This window comes from Providencia sp. PROV174 (assembly GCF_028480685.1).
GTDB lineage: Bacteria > Pseudomonadota > Gammaproteobacteria > Enterobacterales > Enterobacteriaceae > Providencia > Providencia rettgeri.
Genome location: NZ_JAMPOT010000021.1, coordinates 18166 through 32977 on the forward strand (window position 1 = coordinate 18166; position 14812 = coordinate 32977).

Sequence of the window (14812 nt, forward strand, 5' to 3'; positions counted from 1 at the left end):
AGTGTAAGGTAATGGGATACTGTATAAGTGTCCAGAGGTAATTTCGCCATCGAAGAAAATTTTGCGAAGCGCTTCGCAAGCTTAGCCTATCCAGCTCGCAAACCATTTCAAGCCTAATGCTCCAGGCGCTAGAATACCAAATGCCCAAATCATCGCAGAAGCGATATTAGCGAGCTGGAAATGCCGTTGTGGCATGGCGCAAATCCCTGCAACCAAGGGAACAATGGCTCGCAAAGGCCCGAAGAAGCGCCCAAAGAAAATGCCCCAAATACCCCATCGGTCAAAGAAACGTTGCCCTTTATCAATCATTTGCGGGTTACGAGAAATCGGCCACATATGGCGTACATTTTCTTTGTAATGATAGCCAAACCAATAAGAAAGCCAGTCCCCAAAGAAAGCACCAAGTGCTGCTGCTAGCCATATTGGCCAGAAAGTAATATTACTTTCACCAATCAAAGCACCGAGCGCGAGTAAAATAACCGTTGCAGGTAACAGAAGCGACAAAAATGCCAGAGATTCCCCAAAAGCCAGAAAGAAAATAATAGGAAGCGCCCATACTTCGTGTTCGCGTGTAAAGTCCGTCACTATGGTGACAATTTCATTGAGTGTCACGGTCAGTTCCTTTCATTAGGGGATAATCAGAATACTGTAGCGAAAAAGTGGTAAATCAACGTTAAACAAAGCCAAAACACCTTTGAAAAAACCGAGTTGTGGATAAAGAAAAACGGATTATCCGACAACTCATGTTCCAGTTAGAGCAACTTAGTCCAGAAACTGGCTTTGCAGTGCTTCTCGTTGCTGCCTTCCTAAACCAAAATCTTTTTCTAGCCATTGGTCAACATTGCCATACTGGCTTTCAATACTGTTTAGTGCTGTTCTCAAGAAGTCTTCACGTACCGAATAGACGTACTCGAATTTTTTCACGATGCTTTCGTCCATCGTTTTTGCATGCTCTTCAAGTAAGTGTTTGCGGTAAGGTGCGAGTGTTTCATTAGTCAGTAAGTAATCTTCCATTACGGTGTCTAAATCTGCACCTAAAGCAAATAACACGAGCGCAGACCCGACTCCTGTACGGTCTTTTCCTACCGCACAGTGTTGTACTATGCCACCTTTTTCTGGTTGTTTGAGTAAATTGACTAATTGATGATAAGCAGGATTGTTCAGTGGTAACAATTCATATAAACGGAACATAAAGGCTTGCGGATCAAATTGTTCCAATATCTCTGGCGTTAATTTATCTAAATTTGCGGTGACTTCTTTGGCTAGCGGATTTGCTGGCGCATGTACATAATGCGCGCCTTGCCAAATGACATCAGGCTTATCTAAGATTTCAGCCTCATCACGATAGTCAATGATTTGGAAAAGATTTTGTGAACGCAAAACCGCTTCGTCTTCCTGTGTTAATCGGTCTAACGCACCGGAACGAAACAGGACACCGGGCTTGATTTTGCCACCGTTAGCAAGTTTTTTACCACCGAGGTCACGGAAGTTAATACCGCCCTTCAAAGGCAGAACAGAAGGATGAAGATAAGGTGTTGTTGACATAATAATTCCTTTTCGCCCTATAGCTTTCATTCAAGTTAGCAATAAAACAAACGTAACCTGAATAATTTAAGGGCACATAATATTGATAATTGTTTTTATGACAATAACAGATCTAGCAAATAAGAGGATCAGAATATTTCCTGTAAATTGATTAGTAATTGCCAAATCTATCGAGGAAATAAAGAGAAATGAAAAGTGGATAAAGGGACTAAGCCCGCTTACTTTTTGTCCACAACCGAGTGAAAGTCAAGTAAACGGGCCAGTAAATCACGGACTACAGTAAGCGGCGTGCAGCTTCAACCACAATACTTAATACGTTACCTTCAGTTTTCTTCAGTAACGCTTCATTTGGAATTTCTTGTTGGGTACGATTCACGATAACACCCGCAACCATACCAGCACGTAATCCTTTACTGCTAGAACACATAGTCAGCAATGTGGCTGATTCCATTTCGTAGTTCATTACGCCCATGTCTTGCCACTCTTTCATCGAACCTCTGAAATGACGCATCACACGGCCAGTATAGGTATCATAACGCTCTTGACCTGGGTAGAAGGTATCAGATGATGCAGTAACACCAACATGAACGGTCGCACCGGCATCTTTCGCTGCGGCATAAAGCGCATTAGTACAGTCAAAATCAGCAACAGCTGGGTATTCTAATGGTGCGAAGTGTTGACTAGCACCGTCTAGGCGCACTGCCCCAGTTGTCACCAGAACATCACCGACATTGATATCTTCTTGGATTGCACCTGTTGTACCAATACGTAAGAAAGTACGGATACCAAGCTGTGCAAGTTCTTCAACTGCAATTGACGTTGATGGACCACCGATACCGGTTGAACAAACAATGACAGCTTTTCCGTCAAGCTCACCACGCCAAGAGGTGTATTCACGTAATGACGCAAGGTGCACAGGGTTATCCATCAGACGTGCAATTTTTTCAACACGGTTAGGATCCCCAGGAACAATCGCTACGGTCGCACCCTGTAAGTCACTTTTCTTTAAACCTAAGTGGAAAACGTCAGACATTTCAAACTCCTTTACACAATGGCATCATTAAATCAGTTAATACTGATTAATCGTTATTTGTAATATAGCGAGAAAACGATATTTTTTTAGTGATGAACATCACTTTTAATGAAAACAATAAAAGATTGATTTCATAATTTGGTGATATATATCACATAAATTCATGGATTTTATTTCTCTTTGAATTCCATTGCCATCAGTATAGATGAAAGTTTGGCATAACGACAAAAGCGCCCTTAATTGCTGGGCGCTTTGATTATTTGGCAGAACTAAAACTGATAACGCTATGTTAGAGAATTACATCAAGAACGAGGACACCAACTAAGCCTATCGCCCACGCAATGGTGGTCGGAATAGACCAAACAATCATTTGTTGTTTAACGTCCTTAATTCCCATCATTCTGTTCACCACCCAGTACAGGCTGTCGTTGAAGTAACCGAAGAACAGAGACCCCATGGTTGCCGCTTGCGCAGCGACCAATAAGTTAATATCCGGTATTTGGCTAATGATTGGTGCAGAAATAGATGCTGCGGTAATCATTGCTACCGTACCCGAACCTTGAATCAAACGAACCAATGTCGCGATGATAAACGGAATCAATACTGGTGTAATCGGCAGATTTGCAACATGTTCAGCAAGAATATTTCCTGTGCCACTATCACGCAGTACCGCACCTAATGCACCACCCGCACCCGTAACTAGCAGGATAATACCCGCTGCTTGTAAGCCTTCTTCCATACGGTCGATGACTTCTTCTTTTGTTGCTTTTGGCATTAATGTGTAAACAGAGATCAACACACTAATTGATAATGCAATAATTGGTGCGCCTAAGAATTCAAATGTTTGGAAATACCAATTACTTTCCATACCTTGGAAAGATTCTGTTTTGAGAATTAATCCATTGATAGCATTGATAAAAATCAACAAAATAGGTGTAATAATCGGTAAAAGCGATAAGAACAGGCTTGGTAATGGCTTATTCGCTTTTTCTTCCATATAACGAGCGTGAACTTCTTTCAGGTCTTCGCTGCCCGTTTCATCTGGCATAAATTCAGGGTACTTAGTCCCTAACCATTTTGCGTAAAACACAATACCGATAACACAAGGGATAGCCAGGCTCATACCCGCTAGGATCATGGCGCCAACATCGACACCAAAAATCCCTGCCACGCCTAAAGGCCCTGGTGTTGGTGGAACGGTGTGGTGTGTCACCACTAACCCACCAGCGAGTGCAACGCCTAAAGTTAGTATGCTACGTTTACCATTTTTGGCTAATGCTTTTGCCAATGGGTATAAAATCACAAAAGCAGAGTCAACAAAGATAGGAATACTAACAATATAACCCGTAATCGCTAACGCCCATTCTTCACGTTTTTTACCTAACCATTTGATAAAGCTATAAGCGATTTGTTCAGCAGCACCTGAAACTTCCAGCACCCTTCCCATCATTACCCCGAGTCCGATAACAATACCGATGCTACCAAGTGTTGACCCAAAGCCTTTTGTAATGACTGTCACTGTCTCTGCGGCGGTCAAACCACCAGATACACCCGCGATTGCCGCAGCAATTAGCATGGCTAATAACGCATGAACACGCGTGCGTAATACTAAAAAGATCAGGACAAATATGGCCACTGCGAGGCCAATAACAGGAATATAGGACATAGGCTATCTCCTACTTAGACGAGCCGTGGTGAGTGATAAACGAACGGATCGCATCATCAAACGAGCCATCTGCACGGAAACCGAGATCCAATGCACGGCTGATATCAAATTTACCCGGCCAGCTCGCCACAATGCGGTTAATGCCTTCATCAGGTTCAAAACGAATAAGATCCACCGCTTCTTGGCCTGCAACATCACGCAGAGCATCAATCATGCCTTGAACAGTAACCGTAATACCTGGCAGGTTCACAGTGCGAGATTTACCAAATTTCTCAGCTGGGATACTGACCGCATGAATAAAGTTGTTAATCACGGTTTCAGGGCTGGATAACCATAGCGCAAGGTCAGGGGAGACAGGGCAAACACTTTCAACCCCATTTAATGGTTCACGAATAATGCCGCTTGCGAATGAAGATGCCGCTTTATTGGGTACACCAGGACGAATACTGATGGTTGGCAAACGCATCACCCGACCATCAACAAAGCCTTTGCGTGAATAGTCATTGACCATCAGTTCACACATTGCTTTTTGAGCACCATAGGACGATTGTGGGTTAACGACACACAAGTCTGTGATGACATCCGGTAGCTCACCACCAAACACGGCAAGAGAACTGGTAAACATAAATTTGATTGCTGGGTTCTTGGCACGAGCAACTTCCAATAATTGGCGAGTAGCTTCGAAGTTAACCTTCATGCCCAAGTCAAAGTCACTTTCAGCGTGGCTACTTACGATAGCGGCAAGGTGGAAAACCACGTCAGTTTGTGCATCGATCAGTTTATCGGCCGCGCCTGCTTGCGTTAAATCTAGCGCAACGCAACTGACTCTGGCATCTTCAACTGGTGATGTAGGGCATTGAATATCGGCTAAAACAAGGTGGTCAAATTTTAAACCCTGGCTATTTTTAAGCAAAGCAGCGGCTAGCTGCTGGCCCAGAAAGCCTGCGCCACCAGTAATAATAACTTTCATTGTAATTCTCCTTGCTATAGCCTTTTTGCTGGCTATGCAGTTTTAGGTAAGATTATTTATGTTTTATGTCTTGATTAAATGAAGTTTTATGTTTTGTTCTGTTATCCGCTGCACCACATCAGCTGGCAACTGGTCATCACAGATGATGTCGTGCAATTGATTCAATGGGCAAACACGAAACATGCCATATTTGCCGAATTTGCTACTGTCTGAAACCAATACACAGCGACGGGCAACATCCAATAGCGTTTGTTTTATCTGAACTTTTTCTTCATGTGGGGTAGAAACCCCGTGCTGTAAATCCCATGAACTGGTGCTGATAAAAGCAATATCAACATTGAGCGTTTTCAGCATCATCGCAGCCGTATTTCCTACACTAGAATGGTTACGTTTATCCACCAATCCCCCGGTGTGGTATAGGTTTAGCTGCGATTTATTCATTAAGTACTGCATAATCGAAAAATCATTAGTGACAATCGTTAAGTTAAAACGCTCACCGAGTACGCGCGCTATCTCAAAGGTGGTGGTTCCTGCATCGAGATACACTACTTGCCCATCTTCAACTAATGAGCTGGCAAACTGACCAATTTCACGCTTATGGCGATGATGCAACCGCGCCTTTTCACTCCAAGGTAGCTCTTGGCGCAACACATCATTTAACTTAACGCCACCACTGATACTGAGCACCTTCCCTTCTTCTTCTAACATCCGAATATCACGTCGTACTGTCATATGAGAGACATTCATTAGCTCAACCAAATCACTGATCGATACGGTTTGATGTTCATGCACGTAACGGTAAATAAAATCACGACGCTCAGAAGGGAGCATAGGTTCTCCTAATTATGAATTTGCTTGTTTAAGCCAGCCTAATCCATCTTCGGTGCGGCCTGCAGGATGGTATTCACATCCTAACCAACCTTCATACCCCATTTCATCCAACTGCTTAAAAATCCATGGGTAATTGACTTCACCGCTATCCGGTTCATGACGATATGGGACTGACGCTATCTGAATGTGACTAAATTTACCCCATAAACGTTCAATTGTTTTCAATAAATCACCTTCCATAATTTGGCAGTGATATAAATCCAACTGGATAAATACATTTTCACGATTAATTTCAGGCAGTAATGCTTCCGCTTGTTTTTGCGTCGTCAAAAAATACCCAGGCATATCGCGGGTATTGATGGGTTCGATAAGCACACGAATACCGTGCTCAGCCATCACATCTGCCGCATATTGAATATTTTTGATATAGCACGCGGTTTGCTGTTCAAGTGTATAATTTTCATTCACTTTCCCCGCCATCGCATGAACTTGTTTACAGCCTAATGCTTTTGCGTATTTCAATGCAGTTTGTACGCCCTCGGCAAATTCGCTCTCACGACCTGGGATCGACGCCATACCGCGCTCCCCCAGAGCCCAATTTCCCGCAGGCATATTAAACAGGGCCTGTGTTAAATGGTATTTACTCAGTTCACCCGCAATAACATTGGCATCTTCTTCATAAGGGAAGAGATATTCAACACCGTTAAACCCCGCATTTGCAGCACGTTCAAAGCGCTGTATAAAAGGCACTTCGGTAAACATCATGCTTAAATTTGCAGCAAATTTAGCCATTTTCGCCTCGCTACTTTTGTGGATAACGACTTTCGAGCTGTTCAACTTGCTCTTGCGTTAATGTTGTAAAGCCATGTGGGCGTAATGTGATATATAAACGAGCAGTATCTTCTAACTCTTCTGCATTGAAGAACGCTTGTCTTAACGTTTTACCACCCACGACCGGACCATGATTCGATAGCAATACCGCATTATGTGTCGGTGCTAATTTTGCAATTTCCTCACCAATTCGGTCATCCCCCGGTGGCAAGTATTCAATCAATGGCAGTTTCCCCACTCGCATCACATAATAAGGTGTGATTGGAGGTAAACAATTTTTTGTATCTAACCCCGGCAAGCAAGACAACGCCGTTAACCAAGGTGAGTGAAGATGAACAACCGCTTGGCAATCAGGGCGTTGCAAATACATCGCCATATGCATAGAAACTTCTTTTGTCGGTTTATCTCCCCCAATCCAATTTCCTTGTGCATCGAGTTTACTCAGTTTGCTAGGGTCTAAATCACCAAAACTGGAATTTGTCGGTGTCACAATAATCGAACCATCAGGTAACCGAGCACTAATATTTCCTGCACCACCGCTGCTGTAACCACGGTTAAACATTGATTTAGCCCAATCGACTAACTCTTGGCGCAGCGCCTTTTCATCACTCATTAAACATCTCCTGTGCAAACTGGAAGAAATTTTCTTGGCCGAAATTACCTGATTTCAACGCTAACCAGTTACCGCTTGCTAAGTCCTGTACCCATGGCACACCTGGGGCGATTGGTGAGCCAATACTTAATTGTTCTGTCCCAAGGCTTTGAACCACTTTTCCGGAGGTTTCACCACCAGCAATAATAAAGGTGTCATACCCTTTCGCTTGCAACAGCGCGACGACCTCACCAAATACCTTCTCAACCGCGAAACTCGACTCCGCAGCACCGTATTTCTCTTGTGTTTTTTTCAGTAATTCAGGTGATTGAGTGGCATAAAGCATTGGCGCCAAACCCGTTAGTTGCTGTGCTTGCACCCAATCTGCCAATGTTTTGGCATACTCAGGGTTATTTAAACACTCACCCACATCCAACATTTTTGCAGGAGCAACTTGCTGATAAGCCTGAACTTGTTTGTTAGTCATTACCGAGCAACTTCCCGATAAAATAACTGTTTTTCTGTTTTTACCTGTTGGCTTTTCACCTCGTTGCGTTGTACCGCCCCATGGACATTGGCTATCCACATTGGCCAGTGCAGCACCGAGACCGGACCCCCCTGTCAACAATGGCATCGCTTTAACCGCTTGTGCGATAGGGAGCAAATCATCCATTGTTAAGCTATCAACAACCGCGTAACTCACACCTTGTTGGGCTAACTCGGTCAGTTTTTGGCTAACAACGTCACTGCCTTTTTGAATATCTTCAAGTTTGATTAGACCGGCTTGACCTTTTGATTGTTTTTCCATCACACGCAATAAATTTGCGTCGGTCATTGGCGTTACAGGATGATGCTGCATACCACTTTCATTAAGTAGCTGGCCATTCACAAATAAATGTCCATGAATCACCGTTCTACCGTTAACGGGTAGCGCGGGGCAAACTAATGCTAAGTTTGTGCCCAGTTGTGCCATTAATGCATCTGTAACGGGGCCAATATTGCCTTTTTCGGTTGAATCAAACGTCGAGCAATATTTAAAGAAAATTTGCTGGCAATGCGCTTTTTGTTTCAGCCAATTACATGCATTGGTCGATGCACTGACGGCTTCATCGACAGGACAAGAGCGGCTTTTTAAACTGATCACTATTGCATCAACATCTTGTGGTACTGGTGTGCTCTCATCGGGTTCATTCAATAACTGAACAACCTTCCAACCGTTTTGCACCATAAAGCCTGCAATATCTGTCGCACCGGTAAAATCATCTGCTATTACGCCTAACTTCACTGTCATGCTTTTTTCTCCGGTAAAGTAATACCTTTAAATGTTTTGATCACCGCGCTGTCATCCTGTTGACCTAAGCCTTCATTGCTCGCTGAAATAAACATTTGATGAGCTGTTGAAGCAAGTGGTAATGGGAAATTTAATGCTTTTCCTGTTTCCATCACTAGCCCTAAATCTTTGACAAAAATATCTACTGAAGATTTTGGCGTATAATCACCGTCTAAGACATGTTGCATTCGGTTTTCAAACATCCATGAATTTCCAGCTGCATGCGTGACAATGTCGTACATCACGTCAAGCTCAATACCCGCTTTGGCGGCTAAAGCCATACTTTCTGCCGCAACAGCAATATGTACCCCAGCTAATAACTGGTGAATCGTTTTGACGGTTGAACCTAAGCCAACTTCATTCCCTACGCGGTATAGGCGCTCAGAAATAGCGTCAAATACAGGTGAAAGTTGCTCAAATAAAGCTGGCTCTCCTGAGGCCATTACGGTCAATTTTCCTTCAGCAGCTTTAATTGCCCCCCCTGAAATAGGCGCATCCACAAGGGGTAATTGATATAAGGCAAGGCGCTGAGCGATGTTTTTGGTTTGCTCCGCGGAGAGTGTGCTATGCAACACTATAATTGTACCGGGACGTAGTTGTTCAGCCAGAGGCTGTTCACCCGAAAACAAAATGGCTTCAACTTGACGACCATTAACCACCACCAGCAACAAAGCGTCAATTTCATGGGCAAATTCCGCTGCATTTTGCCCCACTGCAATTGCTCCTGCATTAAATAGGCTTTTGCATGCATCTTGGTTTAAATCAAATCCATAGGTAGGAATGTTATTTTTTATAAGAGATTGTGCGATCCCCATCCCCATAGAACCTAGGCCAATCACGCCAATTTTATTAACGAAATTTCCCATAATGACCCCTGATGTTGTTAATCTTCGTGACTGTTGTGAATTTTTACACAATAAAATTCACAAACACATGACTAATATCACATTTGAGATAATATAAAAAACCAACAAATTAAACCTAAACAACTGAATTAAAACAAAATAAAAGAAAGCTCACCTTAAACACACGTTCACAGGATGATGTGATAAAAAATGTGATGCATATTATGTTTATTCACGTTTAATTCACAAATGATAAACCGTGGTTTTTCTACTGGGCTATATTCAATGCATCATTTCTATTGACCTAAAACTTAAATTGCTGAAAATAGCCGACTACAATTTTTTGAATAATGCTCCATACTATGAATGAGAGCATAAATTGGCGGATTGCCTAGGAGATAACATGGGGTTGTTTGAGCAAATGATGGGTATGGTTGCAGGCGATAAAATGCAACAGTTTCAATCAGTAATAAACTGGGTTGAGAATCAAGGTGGCCTTCAAGGTGTTATCGAAAAATTTAATGAACAAGGCTTAGGTGGTGTTATTGCCTCGTGGATCAGTGAAGGGAATAATTTACCTATCGATGCCAGCCAATTAATGCAAGTTTTTGGAAATGCTAATATCCAAGAATTGGCTCAACAGGTAGGCTTAGAACCTCAAGCAACCTCAGAAATGATTGCTAAATATCTTCCTCAGTTAGTTGACAGCGCCACACCAAATGGTGAAGTTCCAGAAAACCTCGATTTAGCTTCTATCGGTATGAACTTACTAAAATCCAAATTATTTGGTTAATATTTTCTAAAAAGGCAGGTTTCCCTGCCTCAGACTGCTGACAAACATATTATGTTTGGCGGCAAGTCGAATAGGTTTTGAAAATAAACGAGGAAAATCAATTTATTGATTTTCGGCTGATAACACAAAGCGGGAAAAACCACGCTTTTCTCCCGCTTTGTCAACAACCTCAGGCTGGTTTCCCTGCCTTTTTGACACACTAACTAGTCGCCATTTTACTGCTCATTTCTAAGCTGTTTCGCTGCCTCAACCATGTTGGCTAATGCTTGGCGAGTTTCTGGCCAGCCGCGAGTTTTCAAGCCACAATCTGGGTTTACCCATAAGCGCTCAACCGGAACACGCTTCGCTGCCTTTCTTAATAGCGCAACAATCCATTCCACATTCGGTACATTTGGTGAGTGAATATCGTACACTCCTGGACCAATTTCATTTGGATAATCAAAATCTTCGAATGCATCTAACAAATCCATATCTGAACGTGATGTTTCAATCGTGATCACGTCGGCATCCAATGCCGCAATGGAATCCATGATGTCATTGAATTCGCAATAGCACATATGGGTGTGAATTTGCGTGTCGTCATCCGCAATCGCAGCACTGAGTTTGAAAGCATCAACCGCCCATTTAAGGTAAGCCGCCCACTCGTCTCGACGCAATGGTAACCCTTCACGCAGTGCAGGCTCATCGATTTGAATAATACCGATACCCGCTTTTTGTAAGTCATCGACTTCATCACGCAAGGCTAGCGCAATTTGTTTCGCAATCGTTTCACGGCTCACATCTTCACGTGGGAATGACCAACACAGAATAGTGACTGGGCCGGTTAACATCCCTTTGACCGGTTTTTCCGTTAAAGACTGAGCATATTTTGCCCACTCTACTGTAATCGCTTCTGGGCGACTAATATCACCAATAATCACCGGCGGTTTTACACAACGTGAACCATAACTTTGCACCCAACCATTTTGGGTAAATACATAACCATCAAAGTGCTCACCGAAGTATTCCACCATGTCATTACGTTCGGCTTCACCATGTACAAGAACATCGATATCTAAAATTTCTTGTTCTTTAATGGCTTGCTTAATATGCTCACTAATATTGGTGCGATAGTAGGTTTTATCCACATTCCCTTTTTTGAAGTCTAAACGTAATGTTCTGATTTCACTTGTTTGAGGAAATGAGCCAATCGTGGTTGTCGGCCATAATGGTAAGTTAAAGCGTTGACGTTGGCGTGCTGCTCGCTGTGGATAGGGGCTATAACGTTCTGTATCCCCTTCGCTGATTGCCGCCAAACGCTGAGCCACTGAAGCATTATTCACACGGGCTGATGTTCTACGCGCTCGAATAGGTGCGCTGTATGTATCTAATTCAGCAATATGGCTGTCTGTTGGCTGATTTAATGCTTTTGTTAACAGAGCGAGTTCTTCGCATTTTTGGATAGCGAAAGCAAACCAGCTTTTCACTTCAGCATCTAAACGTGCCTCATCATTTAAGTCAATTGGGCTGTGCAGTAATGAACATGACGTTCCTACCCATATATCACGCAGGCCTAAGAGCGGCTTCACCTGTAAGAATTTTTCCCCTAAGTCAGCCTTCCATACGTTACGACCATTAATAATTCCTAGTGATAATACCCAGTCTGCTGGCAGTATTTGGTGTAATTTTTCAATATCATCAGCGCCTGCAACCACATCGACATGTAGACCTTGCACAGGGAGTTGCTTAATCAAGTCTACATGGTGACTAATTCCATCGAAATAAGTGGTTAGCAGTAATTTGATTTGGCCTGACAGCGCTTGGTAAGCCTGCTGATAAGCTTGCTGCCATTGCTCTGGTAAATCTAACACTAATGCAGGCTCATCAATTTGCACCCACTCAAGGCCTTTTTCTGCCAAACGCGACAGGATCTCCTGATATACAGGCAATAATTCATTCAATAATGATAAGCGATCAAACGGTTCACCTTTCACTTTACCTAACCAAAGGTAAGTAATAGGACCAATGATAACCGGTTTCACATTATGGCCTAATGCTAATGCCTCATCGACTTCATCAAACAGCTGTGTCCAAGACAGGGAAAATTGTTGCCCTTTTTGAAATTCAGGCACGATGTAGTGGTAGTTAGTATTAAACCACTTAGTCATCTCGCCTGCTGGAGCAGGTTTGCCCGTTGGTGCGCGACCGCGAGCAACACGAAATAAGGTATCTAAATCAATCGAACCATCTTCATTTTGATGGCGTGGCGGCACATTGCCCAATAGCAAACTGGTTGTCAGCACTTGGTCATACCAAGCGAAATCACCAACGGGTAATAGCTCAACGCCCGCATTTTTTTGTTGCTGCCAATGGCGCACACGTAACTGATAACCGGTTTCTAATAGTGTGGTCTGATCAATTTTACCTGCCCAATAATCTTCTTGTGCACGTTTGAGCTCTCTTTTTAGACCGACACGTGGAAATCCAAGTGTATGATTTATAACAGACATATTGACCCCTTAAAATATTTAGCCGTCTAGATGTTTACACATCCATAATCAACAGGTACTGTATAAAGCACAAGCGCAAATTATTCATTGTCACCGTGAAGGTTTCTCATGATCGAATTAAAACATCTAAAAACATTGCAAGCGCTCAGCCAATACGGTTCATTAGCGGCAACAGCAACACACTTGCACCAGACACAGTCTGCTTTATCACACCAATTTAGTGATTTAGAGCATCGGCTAGGTTTCCGGTTATTTGTTCGTAAAAGCCAACCATTGCGCTTTACGCCACAAGGGGAAGTCTTATTACAATTAGCACAACAAGTCCTGCCATTAGTGAAAGATGCCATTCGAGTATGTAATGAGCCTGGGGTTTGTGCGTTACGCATCGCTATTGAATGCCATAGCTGCATTCAGTGGTTGACCCCTGCATTACAGCAATTCAGGCAAACTTGGCCTCAAGTTAGCGTCGATTTTAAATCTGGGGTGACGTTCGACCCACAGCCTGAATTACTTTCAAGGGAATTGGATATCGTGATGACCTCTGACATTTTGCCAGATCAAGGCATCCACTATACGCCAATGTTTGATTATGAAGTAAAATTGATTGTGGCGAATGACCATCCGTTAGCCAAAAGACCGCATATTGAGCCCCATGATTTGGCAGATGAAACGTTGCTTATCTACCCAGTACAACGGGATCGCTTCGATGTTTGGCGCCATTTTTTGCAACCTGCAGGCGTGTCACCTAACGTAAAAAATGTTGATAACACATTAATTTTAATTCAAATGGTCGCAGCTAAAATGGGTATTGCCGCACTGCCTCACTGGGCGGTTGATTCATTTGAAAAGCAAGGGTTGATTAAAACCAAAACCTTGGGTAGCGGTTTATGGAGCCGGCTGTATGCAGCTTGCCGTGAAGGAGAGCAGCACCAGCCAGCTATTGAGGCGTTTACTGAGACGACGACTGATCACGCTGTGGAGAACTTGTCTTATGTGAAGGCCGCGAAAGGATCCAACGCTTATGCACCCAAAGAGAAGCAACTATTAGGCTCGATCCTATGGTAAAACTCAGCCAATCCGGATGTTGTTGCCAGATAGCAAAATTAACTAATAACCCCGCTGGGACCATCATGTTATTCATAATAGCAAGGGTTCCAGCATCAACTTTGGTTGCGCCATAGTTCCACATAAAGTAGCCAATGCCTGAAGCTGCAATCCCCAACCAGAGTAAGACACCCCACTGGAGAGTTGTTGTCGGCATCATCGATTTATTACCAAATAGCAACCACCCAAGTAATGCAATTAACGTTGCACCAAGGTAAAACCATGAGAAAGCCTGATGTTGAGGGATCGGATGCACCTCCATCAAACGTTTATACCCCACCTGCCCAATCGCAAAAAAGATATTTGCTAGCTGCACAAAAAGCAAACCTAACCAAAAAGATTCGCTCAAGTGGTCATAGCGAATAATTGCCGCGCCAATGACCGCCAATAGAGAGCTAAACAAATAGCCTTTACGCAGCTTTTGCCGTTCTAGTAAATCATAAATTAACGTGACATATAGTGGTGTTAATACCGTAAAAAGCAAAAATTCGGCAACAGTAAGGTATTGATAAGCATGGAATACAAATAAGTACATGATGCCAAGTTGGCAAGCGCCCACTAGCATATAGAGTGCAATCACTTTAGCGCTAAACTGGCGCCAACGTAGGAAAGGTAAAAAAACGAGCGAAGCTAGTGCCACCCGTACAAGTACTGAAAACCAACTATCTACTTGGCCTGCAAGGTATTCGCCGATAAGACTAAACGACGCTGCCCAAAGCAGCGTCGTGATAACAAGTAACCACATAATGCTGTATTTCGCCCCAAACTTAACAATGTTGGCTA

General features: G+C 43.2%; 14 protein-coding genes. 2 read left to right on the forward strand and 12 right to left on the reverse strand.

All coding sequences use genetic code 11. The features are described from left to right. Positions 1-81: 81 nt before the first annotated feature. The 10 genes from PSE60_RS17025 to ltnD all read right to left on the reverse strand — a co-directional run bounded on the left by PSE60_RS17025 (position 82) and on the right by ltnD (position 9664). Positions 82-612: a DedA family protein gene (locus PSE60_RS17025; RefSeq protein WP_004914898.1), complete on the reverse strand. Its 531-nt coding sequence runs from the start codon at positions 610-612 to the stop codon at positions 82-84. A gap of 150 nt (positions 613-762) precedes the next feature. Further along, complete coding sequence (locus tag PSE60_RS17030; RefSeq protein ID WP_272666214.1) at positions 763-1545, reverse strand: tyrosine-protein phosphatase; 783 nt, start codon at positions 1543-1545, stop codon at positions 763-765. 274 nt (positions 1546-1819) lie between these two features. Further along, complete coding sequence (gene udp, locus PSE60_RS17035; protein ID WP_004914901.1) at positions 1820-2578, reverse strand: uridine phosphorylase; 759 nt, start codon at positions 2576-2578, stop codon at positions 1820-1822. Between the two features lie 289 nt (positions 2579-2867). Then, positions 2868-4244, reverse strand: a complete 1377-nt coding sequence (locus PSE60_RS17040) for a GntP family permease (RefSeq protein ID WP_004914902.1) — start codon at positions 4242-4244, stop codon at positions 2868-2870. A 10-nt stretch (positions 4245-4254) separates the two neighbouring features. Then, positions 4255-5214, reverse strand: coding sequence for a D-erythronate dehydrogenase (denD, locus tag PSE60_RS17045; RefSeq protein ID WP_272666215.1), 960 nt, complete (start codon positions 5212-5214; stop codon positions 4255-4257). A gap of 63 nt (positions 5215-5277) precedes the next feature. Further along, positions 5278-6045 (reverse strand): DeoR/GlpR family DNA-binding transcription regulator, encoded by a 768-nt coding sequence (locus PSE60_RS17050; protein ID WP_004914906.1) that lies wholly within the window; start codon positions 6043-6045, stop codon positions 5278-5280. A gap of 12 nt (positions 6046-6057) precedes the next feature. After that, the gene (otnI, locus tag PSE60_RS17055) at positions 6058-6837 is read right to left on the reverse strand and encodes a 2-oxo-tetronate isomerase (protein WP_272666216.1); all 780 of its coding nucleotides are present in this window, start codon (positions 6835-6837) and stop codon (positions 6058-6060) included. Between the two features lie 10 nt (positions 6838-6847). Then, positions 6848-7489, reverse strand: coding sequence for a 3-oxo-tetronate 4-phosphate decarboxylase (otnC, locus tag PSE60_RS17060; protein WP_109912576.1), 642 nt, complete (start codon positions 7487-7489; stop codon positions 6848-6850). Then, positions 7482-8759, reverse strand: a complete 1278-nt coding sequence (gene otnK, locus PSE60_RS17065; RefSeq protein ID WP_272666217.1) for a 3-oxo-tetronate kinase — start codon at positions 8757-8759, stop codon at positions 7482-7484. The genes otnC and otnK overlap by 8 nt, the downstream gene beginning before the upstream one ends. After that, a complete protein-coding gene (ltnD, locus tag PSE60_RS17070; protein ID WP_210835801.1) occupies positions 8756-9664 on the reverse strand; it encodes an L-threonate dehydrogenase in 909 nt (302 codons plus the stop codon). The genes otnK and ltnD overlap by 4 nt, the downstream gene beginning before the upstream one ends. A gap of 382 nt (positions 9665-10046) precedes the next feature. Here ltnD and PSE60_RS17075 point away from each other — a divergent pair, with 382 nt between their 5' ends. Then, positions 10047-10436, forward strand: a complete 390-nt coding sequence (locus PSE60_RS17075; RefSeq protein WP_004914918.1) for a YidB family protein — start codon at positions 10047-10049, stop codon at positions 10434-10436. A 215-nt stretch (positions 10437-10651) separates the two neighbouring features. Here PSE60_RS17075 and metE read toward each other — a convergent pair whose 3' ends face one another. Continuing rightward, positions 10652-12925: a 5-methyltetrahydropteroyltriglutamate--homocysteine S-methyltransferase gene (metE, locus tag PSE60_RS17080; protein WP_272666218.1), complete on the reverse strand. Its 2274-nt coding sequence runs from the start codon at positions 12923-12925 to the stop codon at positions 10652-10654. A gap of 108 nt (positions 12926-13033) precedes the next feature. On the opposite strand from metE, the gene metR reads away from it, so the two are divergent. Beyond that, positions 13034-13990: an HTH-type transcriptional regulator MetR gene (gene metR / locus PSE60_RS17085; RefSeq protein ID WP_210835804.1), complete on the forward strand. Its 957-nt coding sequence runs from the start codon at positions 13034-13036 to the stop codon at positions 13988-13990. On the opposite strand, the gene PSE60_RS17090 is transcribed toward metR, so the two are convergent. Further along, positions 13875-14774, reverse strand: a complete 900-nt coding sequence (locus PSE60_RS17090) for a carboxylate/amino acid/amine transporter (protein WP_272666219.1) — start codon at positions 14772-14774, stop codon at positions 13875-13877. The two genes, metR and PSE60_RS17090, sit on opposite strands and share 116 nt — an antisense overlap. Positions 14775-14812 lie beyond the last annotated feature (38 nt).

Excerpts from the sequence above, each read along its gene's own strand:
- PSE60_RS17090 (WP_272666219.1), bottom strand. The coding sequence starts at position 14,774 with ATGTGGTTACTTGTTATCACGACGCTGCTTTGGGCAGCGTCGTTTAGT.
- otnK (WP_272666217.1), bottom strand. The coding sequence starts at position 8,759 with ATGACAGTGAAGTTAGGCGTAATAGCAGATGATTTTACCGGTGCGACA.
- PSE60_RS17050 (WP_004914906.1), bottom strand. The coding sequence starts at position 6,045 with ATGCTCCCTTCTGAGCGTCGTGATTTTATTTACCGTTACGTGCATGAA.
- PSE60_RS17075 (WP_004914918.1), top strand. The coding sequence starts at position 10,047 with ATGGGGTTGTTTGAGCAAATGATGGGTATGGTTGCAGGCGATAAAATG.
- PSE60_RS17040 (WP_004914902.1), bottom strand. The coding sequence starts at position 4,244 with ATGTCCTATATTCCTGTTATTGGCCTCGCAGTGGCCATATTTGTCCTG.
- ltnD (WP_210835801.1), bottom strand. The coding sequence starts at position 9,664 with ATGGGAAATTTCGTTAATAAAATTGGCGTGATTGGCCTAGGTTCTATG.
- PSE60_RS17030 (WP_272666214.1), bottom strand. The coding sequence starts at position 1,545 with ATGTCAACAACACCTTATCTTCATCCTTCTGTTCTGCCTTTGAAGGGC.
- metR (WP_210835804.1), top strand. The coding sequence starts at position 13,034 with ATGATCGAATTAAAACATCTAAAAACATTGCAAGCGCTCAGCCAATAC.
- udp (WP_004914901.1), bottom strand. The coding sequence starts at position 2,578 with ATGTCTGACGTTTTCCACTTAGGTTTAAAGAAAAGTGACTTACAGGGT.
- metE (WP_272666218.1), bottom strand. The coding sequence starts at position 12,925 with ATGTCTGTTATAAATCATACACTTGGATTTCCACGTGTCGGTCTAAAA.
- otnI (WP_272666216.1), bottom strand. The coding sequence starts at position 6,837 with ATGGCTAAATTTGCTGCAAATTTAAGCATGATGTTTACCGAAGTGCCT.
- otnC (WP_109912576.1), bottom strand. The coding sequence starts at position 7,489 with ATGAGTGATGAAAAGGCGCTGCGCCAAGAGTTAGTCGATTGGGCTAAA.
- denD (WP_272666215.1), bottom strand. The coding sequence starts at position 5,214 with ATGAAAGTTATTATTACTGGTGGCGCAGGCTTTCTGGGCCAGCAGCTA.